The 18,664-nt window shown below is 36.5% G+C and carries 11 protein-coding genes; 2 read left to right on the top strand and 9 right to left on the bottom strand.

Annotated elements, in window-relative coordinates; translation table 11 throughout:
* Positions 1-4 precede the first annotated feature (4 nt).
* From thiS to thiC, 3 genes are read right to left on the bottom strand one after another with little or no spacing between them, the layout of a single operon-like run.
* Positions 5-202 (bottom strand): sulfur carrier protein ThiS, encoded by a 198-nt coding sequence (gene thiS, locus ACFILA_RS01530; RefSeq protein ID WP_273791115.1) that lies wholly within the window; start codon positions 200-202, stop codon positions 5-7.
* A gap of 3 nt (positions 203-205) precedes the next feature.
* On the bottom strand, positions 206-1,156 hold the full coding sequence (gene thiO, locus ACFILA_RS01525; RefSeq protein ID WP_273791114.1) for a glycine oxidase ThiO: 951 nt from the start codon (positions 1,154-1,156) through the stop codon (positions 206-208).
* Positions 1,153-2,988: a phosphomethylpyrimidine synthase ThiC gene (thiC, locus tag ACFILA_RS01520; protein ID WP_273791113.1), complete on the bottom strand. Its 1,836-nt coding sequence runs from the start codon at positions 2,986-2,988 to the stop codon at positions 1,153-1,155. Before thiC ends, thiO begins: the two co-directional genes overlap by 4 nt.
* Before the next feature lie 3,335 nt (positions 2,989-6,323).
* On the opposite strand from thiC, the gene ACFILA_RS01515 reads away from it, so the two are divergent.
* Entirely contained in the window at positions 6,324-7,298 is a 975-nt protein-coding gene (locus ACFILA_RS01515; protein WP_375660525.1) for a tail fiber protein, read from the top strand.
* Between the two features lie 1,126 nt (positions 7,299-8,424).
* Here ACFILA_RS01515 and ACFILA_RS01510 read toward each other — a convergent pair.
* The 5 genes from ACFILA_RS01510 to ACFILA_RS01490 form a co-directional block, all read right to left on the bottom strand.
* Positions 8,425-9,258 (bottom strand): heme ABC transporter ATP-binding protein, encoded by an 834-nt coding sequence (locus tag ACFILA_RS01510; protein ID WP_375637393.1) that lies wholly within the window; start codon positions 9,256-9,258, stop codon positions 8,425-8,427.
* Positions 9,255-10,352 carry a FecCD family ABC transporter permease gene (locus ACFILA_RS01505; RefSeq protein ID WP_375660524.1) on the bottom strand — a complete coding sequence of 366 codons (1,098 nt, stop codon included), beginning with the start codon at positions 10,350-10,352 and terminating at the stop codon, positions 9,255-9,257. Before ACFILA_RS01505 ends, ACFILA_RS01510 begins: the two co-directional genes overlap by 4 nt.
* A gap of 5 nt (positions 10,353-10,357) precedes the next feature.
* The gene (locus ACFILA_RS01500; RefSeq protein WP_273791109.1) at positions 10,358-11,260 is read right to left on the bottom strand and encodes a hemin ABC transporter substrate-binding protein; all 903 of its coding nucleotides are present in this window, start codon (positions 11,258-11,260) and stop codon (positions 10,358-10,360) included.
* Between the two features lie 18 nt (positions 11,261-11,278).
* Positions 11,279-12,322 carry a hemin-degrading factor gene (locus ACFILA_RS01495; RefSeq protein ID WP_375659685.1) on the bottom strand — a complete coding sequence of 348 codons (1,044 nt, stop codon included), beginning with the start codon at positions 12,320-12,322 and terminating at the stop codon, positions 11,279-11,281.
* Positions 12,323-12,593: 271 nt separating this feature from the next.
* Positions 12,594-14,774 carry a TonB-dependent hemoglobin/transferrin/lactoferrin family receptor gene (locus tag ACFILA_RS01490; RefSeq protein WP_375660523.1) on the bottom strand — a complete coding sequence of 727 codons (2,181 nt, stop codon included), beginning with the start codon at positions 14,772-14,774 and terminating at the stop codon, positions 12,594-12,596.
* A gap of 243 nt (positions 14,775-15,017) precedes the next feature.
* Between ACFILA_RS01490 and ACFILA_RS01485 the strand changes: the two genes are divergently transcribed.
* Entirely contained in the window at positions 15,018-15,788 is a 771-nt protein-coding gene (locus ACFILA_RS01485) for an energy transducer TonB (RefSeq protein ID WP_375660522.1), read from the top strand.
* A gap of 660 nt (positions 15,789-16,448) precedes the next feature.
* Here ACFILA_RS01485 and ACFILA_RS01480 read toward each other — a convergent pair.
* Entirely contained in the window at positions 16,449-18,539 is a 2,091-nt protein-coding gene (locus tag ACFILA_RS01480) for a lytic transglycosylase domain-containing protein (RefSeq protein ID WP_375660521.1), read from the bottom strand.
* Between the last annotated feature and the right edge of the window lie 125 nt (positions 18,540-18,664).

The raw sequence follows: 18,664 nt of genomic DNA, 5'->3' as shown, positions 1-18,664 counted from the left end.
AATTTTAGCCTCCTTGCATTGGGCTTAAAATTTCAATTTTATCTCCTTCATGCAAGACAAATTGGCTTCGTGCATCTATGGGAACAACTTCAGCGTTAACAGCAGTTGCAAGCCAATTTCCTTCATATCCCAATTCTTCAAGCAAGAGACCGAGAGTCATAACTTCTGTTTGGACTGTTTCACCATTAACAAATATTTGCATGTTTTATTCCAATGCCAATTCCATTGCTCGTTTTGCCATTTCTGGAGACAACAGAAAACCATGTCTATAAAATCCATTAATAGAAATAAAGTTACCATCTTTATGCACAGAAGGGAAGTTATTAGGATAACATGGACGAACACCAACGCCAGATTCAATAATTTCTGCTTCAGCAAAAGCAGGATGTAAAGTATAAGCCGCGTTGAGCAGTTCCATCATTGATCTTACAGAGATTGCACCATCAAAGTCACTTTCAATCATCGTTGCACCAATCATAAAAATATTATCTTGTCGAGGTACAATGTAGAGAGGAAACCGTGGGTGAAGAAGACGAATTGGACGCGAAATTTTAATATCGGTGCAGCGCACGAGAAGCATTTCACCACGTACGCCCCGTATATTTTTATCTTTTCCTAAACGTGCTATTCCTGTCGCATCAATAACAATATCAAATTTTTTTTCAGCTATTTCTACATCAACAAAACAGGCTCCATTGTTGAGAAGCTTTTCTTTTAAAGCCATAAGTGCTTTGCGAGGATCAATATGGGCTTCATTTTCATAAAAGAGTGCACAGTTAAAACGTTCCGCAAGATCTGGTTCAAGATGAGCTATTTCTGTATTATCTACGGTTTTGTGATTATGCGTACGCACAGAAAATCGTTCAAGCTCTCCTCTATCTCGTGTAGGTGCAACCACTAAAGTGCCTTTTTGTATGACAAGGTTGGGGAGCGTTTTACGCCACCATTGTATAGCTTGTACACCAAGATCTTCAACAATTTGTTCTGCACTTTCCCTTTCACAGTAAGGTGCAAGCATTCCTCCTGCATACCAACTAGCACTTCCTATAGGTGAATGAGGGGGGGCCGATACAGTAACAGAAGCACCTTTTTGCTGTAACATAAAGGCAACTGTTAAGCCGCCTACACCTGCACCTTTGATAAGAATGTTCTTCAACTGTTTACTTTCTTTTTTTGAGGAGGAACAGTTTCCATATAAAGGTCACCATTTTTCTGATATTTTTCGGCCATGGCGATCATACCTTCCCCTTTTGTTTTTCTTATTGCAGCTGCCTCACGAATATCATGGGAAATACGCATAGAACAGAATTTTGGTCCACACATGGAACAAAAATGCACTAATTTATGGGCTTCTTTAGGCATTGTCTCATCATGAAAGGCACAGGCTGTTTCTGGATCAAGAGAAAGGTTAAATTGATCGTGCCATCTAAAATCAAATCGTGCACGCGAAAGAGCATTGTCGCGCAATTGTGCTCTAGGCAAACCTTTAGCAAGGTCAGCGGCATGAGCAGCAATTTTATAAGTGATCACACCAGTTTTTACATCATTCCTATCGGGGAGTCCTAGGTGTTCTTTAGGTGTTACATAACACAACATAGCAGTTCCAAACCATCCAATCATAGCGGCACCAATTGCTGATGTAATATGGTCATAACCAGGAGCAATGTCCGTTGTAAGAGGTCCCAAAGTATAAAAAGGCGCCTCATGACAAAGATCTAATTGTTGCTCCATATTTTCTTTAATTTTGTGCATTGGGACATGCCCAGGACCTTCAATCATAACCTGTACATCTTTTTTCCAAGCAATTTTTGTCAATTCTCCCAAAGTTTTAAGCTCTGCAAATTGGGCTTCATCATTGGCATCGGCAATAGAGCCAGGGCGCAATCCATCCCCCAATGAAAGAGAGATATCATATGTTTTTGCAACATCACAAATTTCATCAAAATGTTCATAGAGAAAGCTTTCTTTGTGATGATGGAGACACCATTTTGCCATAATAGAACCGCCTCGTGAAACAATACCTGTTACACGATCAATGGTCATAGGAATAAATGGTAATCTTAATCCTGCATGAATGGTAAAATAATCAACACCTTGCTCTGCTTGCTCAATAAGGGTATCACGGAAAATATCCCATGTTAAGTTTTCGGCAATACCCTGTACTTTTTCGAGTGCTTGATAAAGAGGGACTGTTCCGATGGGCACAGGAGAATTTCGGATAATCCATTCACGAATATTGTGAATATTTCGTCCTGTAGAGAGATCCATAACTGTATCTGCTCCCCAGCGAATGGCCCAAACCATTTTATCAACTTCTTCTTCCATAGATGACGTTACTGCTGAATTACCAATATTGGCATTAATTTTAACACGGAAATTACGCCCAATAATCATGGGTTCGCACTCTGGATGATTAATGTTTTGTGGAATAATGGCGCGTCCACAAGCAATTTCATTGCGAACAAATTCGGCAGTATAAATTTCTGGTATTGATCCAGAAAATGTTTCATTTGATGGTACATTCTGCCGTTCTTTTACTGCTAATCCTTCATTTTCTCGTATAGCCACATATTCCATTTCTTCGGTAATAATGCCTGCGCGTGCGTAAGCCATTTGTGTAATTGCTTTGCCATTTTTTGCTCGTAAAATAGGACGTTTTTGTTTAAAGGCTGGTGTAAGGTTTTTATCAGAAGTCAATCCATTATCTTCAGGTTTAACTAATCGTGCAGGATAAGTTTCAGTATCATCCCGCTTAGAGAGCCAAGGTAAGCTAATTGCTGGCAAGCCTTTTGTAATATCAATGATCATATCTTTATCTGTATAGGGGCCAGAAGTATCGTAGACGTTTAAAGGTTTTTCACCACTGCCATCAGTCAGTGAAATTTCACGCAATGGTACGCGCACATCAGAAAAGAGAAGGCTCTGTTGATAAATTTTGCGTGAAGCGGGAAAGGGGCTACAACTGATTGATGGAGTATTTTTCTGCACAAACTTTTTCCTTATAGACACAGAGTTCAAAAATAGGTTGCGATGTTAATGGAGTTACGATGTTAATGGAGATGTATTCGAATTATCAATCACGAGCATCCGGGTGAATAGGAATAATATTGCTTTGTAGCAAAGAAAATCCAATACAGCTCAAGAAAAGTTATTTTGAAAATTGATACAATATCTATTCTAATATTTGCATGCCTCCTCCCACTTGAAGTATTTTTGTTAATACGAATATGGTTGGCTTAAATATCTATATTGTCAATCATAAAAATATATTTTAAACGATTTTGGTGTGTTTTTAAGAGTGTAAATAGATATTATGAAGTGATAAACTATGATATTGAAGCTTTTATAAACCAGAATAAAGTTAAAAACGGATTATCAGGGAAAAAGTAGATAGTTTATGGCTCTGATTGAGATTTTTTTCATATTAAAATAATAACTCAGAATACCATAAGATTCTCTCATCATACATCTTTTCATATAAAATCACTTCCTTGCACGTCATAAGTGGGGGCGTATGGGGCAAAACACTTGAAGAAAGGAAGCCAAATGTCATTTAATGAACATTCTAAGATGTGAGGACTGTCAAAACGTGGGGGACAGTAAAATGTATAATGGGTTCCAGCTTGTATTTTCAAAAGCTTAACGCTGATGATTTATAATGGCTTACTATTTTATTATTGACGTGCGCTGTCGTAAAATAAAAGGAGTATATTTTGAGCAATATTTCTTTAAAAAGTGCGTAATATGCAATATCATTATATTTTGTTTGGAGCATTCTATTCTTCATGAGGGGGATGTTCCCATTAAGAATGCGATAAACAAAAGCGTGAAACAATACCTAATCTTTATTATTAAAAATAATATTGTTTTGAATCTTTTGAAAATCGTAAGCTGAATTAAAAAATGATGATGAAAATGAACAAAGGCTTTTTATCTTGAAATTTCATCAACAATTTTAAATAGTTGGAAGAGAGAGGAAAGCAAAAGGATGTATCTCAGCACAAAAGTATACGTAAATTCATTTAAGAGCCATATGATATCGTGCAACAATATTTACATATAAAAAATAACTAATTATGTTTTATATGCAATAAAAAATACTACTTATAATGTAATTCTATTATAATTATTATAATGAAACAATATAAAAATTGAATAAATTTACGGAAAAACAATTTTTAAACAATAAAAGAGGAAATAAACAAAATAGAATATTTTTATAGACAATAAATTCCATATGAAACGCTACAGTATTTTTTTATAAATGGTTATTAATAATTAAAATAAACGCAAACAAATAATTATTATGATGATGATTAATAAAGCCGAAAACCAATTTTTGAATAAGTAGGGAATTATGAGGAAGAGTAACCAAATTTCCACCAATATTACTATTATTAACAGTATTATAAATGGTAGCCATATAAAAGCTGCAGCTATACAGCCAGTGATGATTGGTGCACCCCAAAGATAGACAAATGTGTTGACAAGAGATTCATAAATAAATTCGTTAGTGAATTCTTTATCTGCAGTATCATAGCATTCTATAATCGCTTTGCATTACCCCACTCACATCATAAAACTCGTTATGCACCTTATGAAGGATATAAAAACAGCTTATCTTTTAAATCTTGTTAAAAAGATCATATTTAAGTAGTGCAATTATACTAAATAGTGAGGTAAATGCTGGAAGGAATAGAAAAGGACACCTAAAATATTCTTTTTGTAATTCTACTGTAACGATTTTAAGCATCCCCCCAATGAAAAGATTGTAAACAAAAATCCTAATATACTGCATACGATAAGATCTCCAAAACTCATATTCCCATCTTTCTTTTTGAGTGTTGGTTTTGTTGATTCATCAATACGTATTATATTTTGTAGAATAGATCACATTTTATTCATGTATTGTAAGGTTATATATTAGCGTTATGTATGTAAAAATTCTGGAATTTCTGAGTTTTTTATTACCTAAAGAAAATGTTTCTGACATTAGAAAATATAGCAATAACTTCAAAAACAGTAAAAATAACCCCATCGAGAGCTGGTAAAGGGTGTAGCTAATAAATGATGTATATTTTAAAGGGAAGATAGAAGTTCAAGGTGCAGAGAACACTGAAAATAAAGTCGGTAATGAGTGGAGGGGATATTTTATTTGGAAAAGACAAGCCATGGATAGTCCAATTGTCTGGCTACTTATGCAAGATTTTGTAAGGTGTTTTCTTTGATAGTTAAGGGTATAGCAAGTGTTAAATCGATGGAGCGTATTTTTTGTTTGGATTGATGAAGCAGATGAGTTAGAAAAACAGTTTAGAGAATGCTTTTTGATATTGTCATGAATTAAGAAGAACACCAATAATTGCAAGATGTTGTTTAGAATGATTTATTGTTCTTGCAAAAAAGATATACATATAATAATATATAGAGGCAGATGTGCTAAGTGTGGGAGGGGAAAAGTTGGTTATGGGGCGTTTAAAAAACAAGGATATTGTTCATAAAAATTGGGGGAGGGCGCTAGGTTATGCTTTTTAATTTTTTCCGGATCGGATACAACCTTCAAATTTTGTGAAGGTGTGTAGTTTTTCTTTAGTATTTCAAAGTATTTCTTTTCAGTTCAATGAAAGCGTGAGGAAATAGCCATATTGAATATATTCTCTATGATGTATTTAGATTGAACAAAAGCTTGTTCAAAAAAACATTGGTGATAATCCTGTAACACAATTTCAGGAATAAATTGAATAAAATAGAACAAAGTATCTGCATGTGAATAAAAACATAATGAAGCATGCAAAAAATTTGAAGCTAATTTTAAAATTTTAATACAAATGATAGCTAAAAGATAGAATTTCTTTGTTTAAAATATATGGTATAAAATATCGACGAGATAGATTTAAACTATTGAAAAAATAAAAAAAGATAATGTTTAAGTCAGAAACTTTCTATGTGGGTGATAAGTTATTACATTCAGTAATGGTTATATGAAATCCATAATAAGAAAAATTTTGAACAGTATTTATAAATTTTGCAACAAGATGCAAGATTTGAGAAATAATTATATAACAACAGCAAAGCAACAAAACAAGATACTGAGTAACCTCAAATGAGGTGTTTACATTACACATTAGAAGAGAAAGCATTAATACTAATGTTATGAAAAGCGTCTGGTGAATTTAGGTTATAAAATTGGAAGGAGTGAAGAGAGATAAAATGCGTAAATACGGATGGTACAGTGGTTATGATGTACCAATCAACAGCGGCCGCACATTTTAGTGCACAGAACGAGAAATTGTTAGAAAAACTATGAAAATAATGGGGGATTTAAAATGTCTAATATTTACGATTGGTCTCTAAAGGCTGATGAAAATGCTTATTCAGATAGTATCATTAATTGGGCAGAAGGTCAGCCGCCTAGTTCTGTTAATGATAGTGCACGGGCGATGATGCAGCGCGTACGTGAATATCTTGCAGATAATGGAGGATCTATTAATTCAAGCTTTACAGTAAATGTGGATGATAAAACAACATTAATTACTTTAAAGACAGTTTCGCCTATAAAGAAATACAACAATGATATCGTCATACGTTTTAAAGCTTGTGGTGTAAATATTGGCGCGACAACCATAACTGTTAATAATATAGGAGAAAAGCTTATCTATAAAGCCACTGATGTGGGGGTTATACCATTAGAAGGTGGAGAATTTCAAACAGATGGCATTTATGAAATGGTATACAATAATGGTGTTTTAATAAAAGAGCATGAGGGTTGGTATTTATTAAATCCTACACCACCAAAGATAGAAAGTTTTCCCGCTGGATTCATTGCAACATTTGCTATGCAAAATGTGCCAAATGGTTGGCTTTTATGTGATGGTAAGGCCTATAAGCGTGAAGATTATCCGCTGTTATTCAATGCAATAGGTGATAAATGGGGAAAAGACAGCAATAAAACTTTTAAAGTTCCTGATTTTAGAGGCATGTTTTTACGCGGCTTTGATAATGGTCGGGGTTTAGATGGTGGTAGAAAGTTTGCGGATGAACAACAAGATAGCATAAAATCGCATACGCATATTGGAAGCATTGAAAACGCAGGCGAGCATACACACAATTTTGAGTATCAAGGGGTAGGCTGGCCCGTTGGTGATATTGGGAGACTCCCGAATCATTATACTTATAATACGACCCTGAAAGGGAGAACAGCTTCTGCTGGTGCACATACACACAAGGTAACTCTTTCCCATACGGGTGAGGCAGAAACGCGCCCTGTTAATACAACCGTTGTCTATGCTATAAAATCATGAGTATGGTCGGGTCCATAAATAATCTATAGACCTTGATAATTTTGTTAACGCGGAGCAATTCCGCGTTATTTTCTATGCATATGAAGAGGAAATCTATATTGTTAATAGGATACTTGAGAGAGTCAAAAAACAATTTAAAAATGATTGAAAGAAAGAGTTAAGGATATAATTTATTTTATAATTGTATGATAACATAGGGAAAATATGTAAAAATCATTTAAACTGTACCGTGAAGTGATCTAGAGATACATTTTTCATAAGGTGTTTTGATAGGGGGTAAGGTGATAAAATTATTCAACCTGAGGCATAAATAAAGTACAATATTTTAACGTTTTTTTGTGCAAAAACAGCATACCCCCGTATGAGTTAATTCATCTTATAAAGATATCTCTCACCTTGTTGTCGATTTCATTTCTTTGCATTGCCATGGTGGAGGCTTTATCTGTAAATGATAGTACTCCTTGAGTGGAATCATCATTATGCTTGTGAAGCAGAAGACAAACGCTATTTCTATACTCTCTCCTCATCCCTATATTTCGCATTGTTTTTGCATTAGGGGGGCTTACAAGAAGCGTTATTGAGTTTATTTTAAAGTTTTTATTCAATAGGTTAATTCTTTGTGATATGCCAATAAACAATTTTTTAATAGAAAGAGAAAAGTAAAAAGTATTAGTATAAATTAATATTTATTTATAAAAAAAGTTAAAGTATATGTGTTATAAAGAAGATGTTACTATTAAAGCTACAAACAAATCTTTTGTGGAGGGGAGAAAAGTACTTGATTTCTATATGGTCCTTAGAAGATATAAATAATACACCCGTTATTATAACAAAGGCATTTGTACGCATTTCTTGAATCATTTTTATAAAGATAAAAGTGATAGAAAGAGTAGGAAAACGCATATTTATGTTGTATAAATTCGTATTATCTAACAGTTTGATAGCAAAACAAAACTTCACATGTTTTTAGTTACGTAAAATCTTGAAAGATTTTAAACTGGTAGTTTTTTTAAAAAATATCTTTAGGGTGCTTGGTCTTCTTTTTTAATGATAGATGACAAAAAGGAGTTCATATAAAAATAAAAAAGATTCTTGAATATTTGCGTGTTTTATTTTGCTATGGACTTTAGTTTTTAGATTGAAGCCGACAGCTTAGAGATCTAATTTCATAGGAGGATGCCGTTTGAGGGAGTATAAAAGGGATATCTTCTTTAGGTAATTCAGAAACGTTTAAAGAACAATGATAAACATTGCGGAGATTTTGTGTTGTCAAAACATTAGTTGCATTTCCTTCGCAATAAATCTCACCTTCCTTGAGCAAGATCATGTTATCTGCATAATGTGCCGCGAGATTGAGGTCATGAAGAACAGCAAGAACGCCGCCACCAGAATAGGAAAATTGTTTAGCAATATCCATAACGATGATTTGATGTTGAATATCGAGGCTAGCAATAGGTTCATCTAATATCATCCAGCGAGGAATCCCATTATGAACAGGTTTCCAGACTTGGCAAAGTACACGGGCAAGTTGTACTCTAGCTTGTTCTCCGCCTGATAATTGGTGATAATACAGGTTGCCATAATCAGAAAGGTCAACGCACTCTAAAGCTTTCTGGATAAGATTTTGCAATTCGGCTGTGGCAAAGGTAAATTGGTTTACAGAAAGACCAAGTCCTACAACTTCATGGACTAAGAATGGAAATACGAGCGTTGTTGATTGTGGTAGTACAGCGCGCATTTTTGCCATTACATGAGTTTTTGTTTGGCATACATTATAACCATTTAAGGTTATTTTTCCACTGTAAGGAATTTCACCACTCAGAGCTTTGATAAAAGTACTTTTTCCTGATCCATTAGGACCAATAATAATGGTAAAAGCGCCACTTTTAGCTTGAAGATTAATGTGTTTAAGAATCTTCTTCTTTCCGCGCTGAACACAAATATTTGTCGCTTCAATCATGAAAAGTCTGTTCCTCTTTTGCATATAAGGATCCATAGAAAGAAAGGTGCACCAAAAAGTGCTGTTACAATCCCAATCGGCAATTCAGCGGGGGCAACAATTAAGCGTGCAAACATATCAGCAAAAATAAGTAATGCTGCTCCCAGGAGAGCAGAGCAAGGAATGAGATAGCGATGATCAGGACCTATGAGCTGACGTAAAATATGAGGAACAATAATACCAATAAAACCAATACCACCACTGACAGCAACAGCACTACCACACATAAGAGCAACAAGGGGAATAGCAATATTTTTGACGCGTTGAATATGGAAACCAATATGGCCAGCAACAGCTTCTCCAAGAGCAAGGGCATTAAGTGCTCGTGATAAAAAGGGAGAGAAAAGAAGACCAATAACGATAAAAGGAAGAACGAGCCATACTTTTAACCATGTAGCGCCCGCAAGAGAGCCAAGACTCCAAAAAGTGATATCACGTAGTTGTTGGTCATTTGCGACAAAAATCAATGTTCCGACAACTGCACTGCTTAATGCACCAAGAGCAATACCAGCAAGCAGCATGATTGCAATAGAGGTAAAGCTATTATGCGTTGCTATTATGTAGAGAATAATCGTTGATAAAAGTCCACCAAAAAAAGCTCCTATGATAACTTTATAAGGCTCTAGAAAAGGTGCAAATGAAACAGGAAAAGCAATACCGACAACAATTGCTAAGACTGCTCCAAGTCCAGCACCTGCTGATACACCTACAATTCCGGGATCTGCAAGAGGATTACGAAAAAGCCCTTGCATAAGAACACCGGAGACAGCTAAAGCTGCTCCAATCAATAATCCCAAGATAACACGGGGAAGCCTTATGTCTATGAGCACGAGGTAATCACGCGTTTTACTACTTACCGAAAAATCTTGTGTAAGCATCACATGGAGGAGATCAACGAAAGAAACCTTTGCAGCACCATTCAAGAGCCCACCAAAAATACTGAAGATAAGGAAGATTATTAAGCTTAATAATAAAATCTTCCCCTGCTTTGAACGGCTTATTTTTTTACCTTCTTTTGCTTCAGGTAAATGCATCATGGATGTACCGTCTACCATTTTTATCAGCTCTTACCGTTTTGATTTGCACCATAAAGTATCTCAATAAGCTCTCTTGATGCGTCTGCAGTGCGTGGACCAAATCCCAAAAAATACATGGCATCCATCTGTTTTATGGCATGATTTTTTGCTGCAGTTGTTGCTTGAACTGCCGGTATGGCTAAAATCTTATCAATGCTGGTTGATCTTGCACCATGTTTTACAAGTAAGATAACATCGGGATCTGATTTCAATAACGCTTCGCCGTTGAGAAGTTTATATCCTTTATAATCGGTGATAGCATTGATAGCGCCTGAAAGTTTTATCATACTATCAGCTGCAGTACCTGTTCCAGATGCCATGACGCGTCCATTTTGCACAGAGAAAACAAAAAGAACACGCTTTGGTCTTGTTACTTTCGCCAAAAGCGCATCGTTGTCTAAAAAATTACGCTTCAATTTCTCAATTAACGCCGCGGCTTGCACTTCCCGATGAATGGCTTGACCAACGAGGCGAATCTTTTCTATCACATTTTCACGGGAGTAGTCTTCTGGTATGATCACCAGAGGTATCGATGTTTTTTTGAGAATATCAATTGTTGAAGCGGGACCGCTTCCTTCAACAAGCAATATACCCTCTGGAGCAAGTGATAAAACACCCTCAGGTGAAAGAGCACGCATATATCCAAGCACAGGAAGCTTGAGCGCTTCTTGTGGGTAGACACTTGTACTATCACGGGCGACAAGTTGATCTTGGGCTCCTAATGCATAGACAATTTCTGTAAGTGCTCCGCCGATAGAAACAATTCGAGCATTTTCAGGAAAACGCGTTGCAGGTTCAGCAATTACTTGTTTAGAAAAACAAGTAAGAGAGAGCAGTAAACACATAAGAAAAAGGTTTGATAACCTATGTAAAAGAGATATGAACATGTCCAACCTTACCTTATCTTAGTTACTGCTGTTTTCTTGGCATGATGGCAAACTATTCAATAAAGAGCGCCAATCGTCACGTTCTTTTTGTCCCTCCTTGCGTACGCCAAAGAATTGAATAACCATCTCATCAGCTTTATCGAAAACTTCAAGTGAGCTGACATACCCATCAATCGTAGGCTTGCGAACACGCCATACCTTATAAAATCCAGAAACGAGTAAATGGAGGTGAAATTTCTGATCGAGAACATTAAGCCAAGGTCCCATTTGCTTAATGTTCTTTACTTGCCCAGTGAAAATTTGAATACATCCTTTATTACCAACAAAACACATAATTGGTAACTCTTGTTGTGCAACTTGTCTGAGCATCATTTCAACAGCTTCTATTTTTAACTCATCGGCAAACTCATTTCCGACATGTTTTACAGCATCATGTCGATTAATTTTCAGTTCAGAAATAATCTCATGAAGTTGATGCACATCAGTCATCTGGCGCCAACGATCTCGGAACTTTTCAACATCCAGCTTTGTCGTATCACATTGTACTGGAGTAAGAACGGGAGAAATATCAAGTACAGGTGATTGATCGTCATGAAGCAACTTTTCAACAAGTGCAGCCCATTCATCCATATTTGTTGCGTCTTTAGAATAGAGTTTGAAAATGGCAATGCCATATTGATCAAAGAATTGCAAACTTTTCATAGGTGTTCCGAGAATAATCACATCATGCTCGAAACCAAACTTCCATTTTTTTGAAAAAACACGCAAGTCAATTTCACCGAGTGTTATCGGGATATGCTGGCTTTGAACAATTTTCTCAAAACATCCTGTTATTTCATGGACAGCATTATCATTCCGTGTCAATGCCATAACTGTGCCAAGTTTAGGAGCATTTTCCAAGAGAGTAGCGACATCAGCGCGTAGTTTTTTTGCTTTTCCAATTGTACAATAAGCCGCAATGAGTTCTGCTTCGGATATACCAATAGAGTCCGCGAAATCGCGGTTACGCATCTCTTTTTTTTCTTCACGCAAGCGAATAATCATTTCGGCTGTGTATGACATGGGCTTATCCTTATGTTACCTGTTTGAGGGTTAATTGTTTAATTTTTCAACTCAAAGACAGTAAGTCGAACCACTATCAACTAATGGTTCAACCTACTACCAAATAAGCCCTTTTTTTATTAACAGTAGAACAATAAAAACCGATAAATTACAAAAAGCTAAAGCTTAAACCTCAAAATCTGTTGTTTAGAGAACAAGAAGAACAGAAACACAATAACTTATTCTTTATCGATCTAACCTTTTTAATTGATCTAATGGTTAACAAAAGTAACTAAAATTTTTGCACGAACGAAACTTTAAAGTTGCGACCAGGCTGAGTATAATAATCCTTCGGCGTTGAGCTTTCACCGGAAGGAAGATCTGATACATTCCAATATTTTTGATTGAACAGATTATAAACACCAGCCCTTATAACAGGACCCTTTTCACCAAATGGCTTCAACCAACCTGACACATCAATAATATTATAACCTGGAATTTTTTGATAGTCCGATTCCTTAGCAACTTTATCGCGTTTGGCAGATGAGGTAAGAACAACGTCTGCTCCCCAGATTTCTTTTGCATATCCGATCCCAACAATCGCTTTTAAAGCTGGAATTGAGTTAAGATATTCATCTTTATCAAGATCTTTTCCTTGCGAATAGGCAAGAGCAAAATTGCTATGGAATCCACCATTAAGAGCCAAATGTATTTTGGCTTCAGCACCATAAATACGCACATTCGCACGATTTATGTAATGGCGACGCGCAAATTTGAATTCCTCTGATGGCCCTTTATCTATAGTATCTATGAAGTCCTTGTATTGATTAAAAAAGGCACTGACTGAACCGCCGAAATTTCCATTTCCATACCTTATACCAACATCATATCCATTGCTTGTTTCTGCTTTAAGATCAGGGTTTCCCTTCACATAATAAGCAGAGGGTTTTATATAAGAGACATAAAGTTCTGGAATACGTGGTGCACGAAAAGCTTGCGCCCATTGAGCATAAAGTGTTACTTGATTACGAACATCCAGCTCCATACGTAATTTGGGAGAAAAACGTGAACCATTTCTTTCTGGAGGAAATTTGTCAGAAATCAGAGCTTTCTCATAAGAGGACGTTTTTTGAGGGATATATTTAAACCAATCATAACGAACTCCAGGTGTTATACGGAAATGGTTATCAGCAAAGCCAATTTCATCTTCGAAAACAAAACCCAAATTATAGCCATTCGCATCTGGTGAATCTGACCGATTAGCGGGTACAAAGAGACAGCCCCGTGCATTTTCCGCCAAATGACAATTATCTTTCCCTAACAAATAATGATGAAATTTAGATGATAAAACATTAGTGGCAATCTTTAACGTATGATCTACAGTGCCAATATGAACTTTCTTGAGAGCGTTAGCATTGATACCATAATTAGTATTACGCAAAAAATTATCTCTCAAAAAATCCCCTTTGGGGGCCCTAACACGAAATCCGGTCAGAATATGACGATTTGACTGTCTTTGCCAATAAATCTGCCCACGAAATGCATCAAAAAGTGCTTCTTCATTGCCGTTATAGTCATAAGAAAGAGAAAGGCGTTCACGAAGTTTGTCGTCCTTATCATAAACAGAACTAGGGGCATAATATCTCTCAGAAGCATTCAATGAATGTGTATCAATGGTGTGACCAAAACGCTCGGCGGTAAAACCAAGTCGGTGATTATCATCAAGGTATTGGTGAATTTTAAAGAGCAAATTATTTTGATCAAAATGAGCAGGGTTTTTACGTGTGCGCTCTCCATAGCCCTCTAAGGTTCCCATATTTTTGCGCTCATGACCTTCCGCATAAGAACCCTGGAAAAGCAAAAACGTTTGTTGAGCACGCATTGCAACAGCTTGATCTACGTGCCAACTATTATCAACAGAATGATAACCACCTTTTATAAGACCACCCCAATTTTTTCCTTCTGTGATAAGATCTTCAGGATCAAGGGTACGCAAAGCAACAATTCCTCCTAGCGCACCAGATCCATAAAGGCTAGAATCCGATCCTTGAATAATATCAAGTGTGGAAAGTGCACCAAAATCAAACGTTGTGTTACCACTATTTCCGCGGAATATATCGTCCAACCATGGAAGAACGATACCATCCATTGTTGTAAGAATACGGCTTGCCTCTAAACCACGAATGACAAAACTGTTATTCCCTGGGTTATAGGATACGGATGGATCAAGGCGATTAATATCATAGGCATCAGTTATTTGTTTTTCACGAATATCTTTCGCGGTTTTTCGACTCGTCAAAATAGTGACCGAATCCAAGGCCGTCCCTATTTTTTTCTCTTCAATAACAATTGGTTTGAGTTCAGTGACAGAAGCTCCATCATTACTTCGTGCGAAAACAAATGAAGGTATACAGACCGATAATGCACTTAAAATCACACAGCTTTTATAGATATTTTTTCGTCTTATTTGCATAACACATCACAACCCTTTTAACGTCCCCTCTCTGTTTTGAAATTTTATTACATACAAAAAGGCTGGACCCGCTGATTAAAACTTGCCAGCCAAGTAGAAATGATTTTGAAAACAACACAAAATCACTGGAAAACCATATTAAACATGACAAAATCAGTCAAGAAAAAAGTTGCAATTTCAAAATAGCCTGTTTTAATGAGATTGAACACCAATATTAAGCTTAAAATAGTGGCAGAAAAAACGATGAATTTTGCAAATACGAAGCAATTATTAACTCTTTGGATTGGTGCATTTGTTGGAGCTTTCTTTTTGCATGTATTATTGGGAGCGCAGTTTTATTTTCAAAGTATTGGTGTAAGTAATGGCTTGCTCTCGTCGGAGATTATGCTGACTTTTGCGCAAGAAACTGTATATCCGGATGTTGATACAGACTTGCCAGATATTCATACAGAGTCGGATATTAATACAGAGCCAGAAGTATTACAGTCTGATCTCCTAGAGCAGGAGTTAGAAGGATTGCAATCCGTGGATGAAGTTCAATCGCAAGAACCTCAGCATATAGTAGAACAGGATGACTTAAAGTCTTTAGAAGACCCCCTTCCTCAAAAAGTGGAGCATAAAGCGTTTATCAAAAAAACAATACCGATGCCAAAGGCTGTAGTAAAGCGCTCCAATACAAAGGCGGTACGTTCTTCTTCCACCAATAAGGGCGGTGGTACAGCAGGGACTGAAGATATGTTGTTAATGGAGTGGTTAGCAAAGGTACAGTCACAATTAGAAAGGCAAAAAAATTATATTGTGGGACAGCGTACCAGTCATACAAAAGGAACGGTGAAGTTAGAATTTATGGTACATGAGCAGGGGAGTATTTTTTCTAGTCGTGTAGCAGTCTCTGCTGGTGATCCGGAACTTGATCGATTAGCGATGGCGGCACTTCAACGCATTGGTTTTTTCCCACCACCACCACCATCAAAAGTGAATAAAATAATCAGAATATCCTTGATATTTAGCTGATTTTTTATCGGGGCGATTTTTTTATAATATATTGATTTATAATGATTATTTATAATTTCAATGAAAGTGAAAATATAGTTCCTTCGATTTTTTTGACGTTGAATCAATCAAAACCATCTGCTTACTTATGACACAAGTTGAGAGGGGAGCATGGATAAAAACTTCTAGAAAGCAGTGTATATACTTCTTGTGAATGCTCTAAATGAAAGGGCTGTTGCAACATTAGAAGTTAAGGGATGATAGAGCGATAGCTTTTATTAAGTAAAGGTTAATCGTATCTAATCGATTTTTATCCATTCGTAAGAGGATTTTCGTAAATACTTTCCAGATACACCGTTGTGAAATAGACTTAGAAACATTAAAATAAAACAAGAATATCAATAAGAAAAACATACTATTTTGGGATGCTCTGTTTTTGTGTGAAGGATGTGAACTTATATGTAAAAATGAGAAAAACAAAAAGCAAAGCTTCATCTTCATCATTAAAAGATAAAGACCCGAATAGCGCAGGGTTTTCTTATTTTGAATTTATTGATACTGAATCAATTAAAATTACTTGCTTATACATCATAAGAAGGCTGGTATGTGGGTACTATTTAAAAAGGAATAAAAACACTTCTTATGAATGCTTTCAAATGCTATTTGGGAAGTTAAGGCATATTATTTCCGTCGACCAGAAAGCAGGTCGGTTTTTATATCTATTTTCCCAGTGAGTCTTGCTTTGTAGACACCATAATTTTCCATGACACGCATCACGTAATTACGTGTTTCTGTATAAGGAATACGTTCAATCCAATCAATGACGTTATCGAGAGATTGTCCTCGAGGATCGCCATAACGTTTTATCCATTCATTAACTCGACGGGGACCCGCATTATAGCCAATAAGAGTTAGTATATAGGATCCATTAAAACGTTCTAATTGTTCATTGAGAAAATGGGCACCTAATGTTGCATTATAATGAGCATCACTGCTAAATTTTTTAGGAGACCATGCGATTGAGTATTTTTTTGCCAGTGCTTTTGCTGTTGTAGGAAGCAATTGGAGTATACCTTGTGCACCTGCTTTTGATATGGCTGTTGGATTAAATTCGCTTTCTTGGCGTGCAATGGCATAGATAAGCGATTTTTCTTCTACAGAAATATTAGCAGAAGCTGGTATAGCTCCCAGAGGATGAGAGAGTGCACCAACATTTTTTCCCTGAAAAGCAGCCATTTTTCCAATTTTGAGGCTGGTATAATAGTCTCCATTTTTTTCTGCCATAACAGCCAGAAGAGCTAATTCACCGGGGCTTTCTATTCTTTTTCCGAGCTCTCTATAAAAAATTTTAGCAAAATCAGCATAGCCGGCTGCTTCAAGACGTTGAATTGCTTTGATCGCTTTTCGTGCACTAAAATGTTGTCGCTCAGCGGTTGTTGGTTTGGGAAAGAAAACTTTAAGCTTTTTTTGGTTGAGTCGTTCAGCGGCTAATTGACCATAGTAAGTTGCACCAAAATGAGCTGCACGATGAAAGTATTGCTGGGCATTTTGATGTTCTTTTAGCGCTTCTGCTGTTCGTCCCATCCAGTAATATCCACGTGATGCATAAAAAGGTAAAGAAGAGAGTTGAGGAATACGTGAAAAATGCTGCATTGCTAATTTAGGGTTATGAAGAAACCGTAGTGCATACCATCCTGCATGAAACTCAGCATCGACGGTTAATGCAGATGTTATACCAGTGTGCATTGAAACGAGTTGATAAGCAATTTTTGGTTTGTTTAAATCGAGCATTTCACGAGAAAGGGCGCGTTGTTCTTTCCACAATGAATGAGGGTTCATAAGGCGAAATGCATCGTTTGATGTTTTCATCATGAGTGCTGCGGCTGCATCATATTGCTCTGTTCGTCGAAGATGGCGTATTCGAGCAAACTGAAAAAGAGGATCTTTTTGCCATGATCTCTCTACAGCTTTTAATTTTTGTGTAGCTCTAGGATCATTTTTTTCAACGGCCACAAAAGCATTAAAAAGAGATTGAGCATGGGCTAATTTTGCAACGCGTGCTGCTGAATCAAAACGATGTGCATACAGCATAAACTGCATGCGTTTCAAATGATCAATAGGTTTTAATGCAGCGCTTGCATTTTTAAGAACAAATACTTCTTCTTTTGCACTGAGTTGTGTTTTATGCCACCATGGAGCAATAATGTGTTGAGCACGAGTGGTTTGTCTGGTTTCGATAAGTGCTTTAGCGAAGAGAGCCATCCCTTGTGCTGTTTGGGGCGGGTGATGAGAAAATTTTTGGATGATTGCGCGTGTAACGTTGGTTTCGTTAAGAAAAGCACGTTCAGCATTGCTTTGCATCGTTTCTATACCTGGCCATCCTTTTAGCATGTTGATTGCATTAAATATTTCAGAACTTGGTATATTCGCTTGGTTTGATACCCCCAGCGCCCATGTCAAAATATGACGATCAAGGCTATGTTTTTCCATTGAATTACGAAGATTTATTGTTTTTGCAATATTGTTGTTTGCTAGTGCATCTAGCCCAGCTTTCAGTTGCTGAAGTGTAGCAGTATTGTGTGATGTCGTGTGTATCTGTTGAAGAGAGTCTTGAGCTTCTTTTGTGGTAAAGGGAGTAGGGCGAACCAAAGGGATTGGCGCTTTCCCTTGCAAAAGGGGTGTTTGCGCGTATGCACTTGAAAATAAAATTCTTATTGCCAGTATAAGTGCAGTAAAGGTTGATACGAAAAGAGAGGTGGAGAATACACGCATAGAGAAAAGACCTTGAGACCTTGCTTTTTGTAAAAACTTAAGGATTTATAGAACACAAGCGTGAAAAACGCGTTAATATAGACGGCTTATTTTAAAGAACTGTTCAACATTTAAGGAGGGGCATT

The organism is Bartonella sp. CL71SXKL (assembly GCF_042194935.1).
Taxonomy (GTDB): domain Bacteria; phylum Pseudomonadota; class Alphaproteobacteria; order Rhizobiales; family Rhizobiaceae; genus Bartonella.
Note: the sequence above shows the minus strand (reverse complement) of the source record. Positions and strands in the feature narration are given on the sequence as shown.

Bases quoted from the DNA above. Each gene is read 5' to 3' on its own strand.
- thiS (WP_273791115.1), bottom strand. From the start codon at position 202: ATGCAAATATTTGTTAATGGTGAAACAGTCCAAACAGAAGTTATGACT.
- ACFILA_RS01515 (WP_375660525.1), top strand. From the start codon at position 6,324: ATGTCTAATATTTACGATTGGTCTCTAAAGGCTGATGAAAATGCTTAT.
- ACFILA_RS01510 (WP_375637393.1), bottom strand. From the start codon at position 9,258: ATGATTGAAGCGACAAATATTTGTGTTCAGCGCGGAAAGAAGAAGATT.
- ACFILA_RS01505 (WP_375660524.1), bottom strand. From the start codon at position 10,352: ATGGTAGACGGTACATCCATGATGCATTTACCTGAAGCAAAAGAAGGT.
- ACFILA_RS01500 (WP_273791109.1), bottom strand. From the start codon at position 11,260: ATGTTCATATCTCTTTTACATAGGTTATCAAACCTTTTTCTTATGTGT.
- ACFILA_RS01495 (WP_375659685.1), bottom strand. From the start codon at position 12,322: ATGTCATACACAGCCGAAATGATTATTCGCTTGCGTGAAGAAAAAAAA.
- ACFILA_RS01490 (WP_375660523.1), bottom strand. From the start codon at position 14,774: ATGCAAATAAGACGAAAAAATATCTATAAAAGCTGTGTGATTTTAAGT.
- ACFILA_RS01485 (WP_375660522.1), top strand. From the start codon at position 15,018: ATGAATTTTGCAAATACGAAGCAATTATTAACTCTTTGGATTGGTGCA.
- ACFILA_RS01480 (WP_375660521.1), bottom strand. From the start codon at position 18,539: ATGCGTGTATTCTCCACCTCTCTTTTCGTATCAACCTTTACTGCACTT.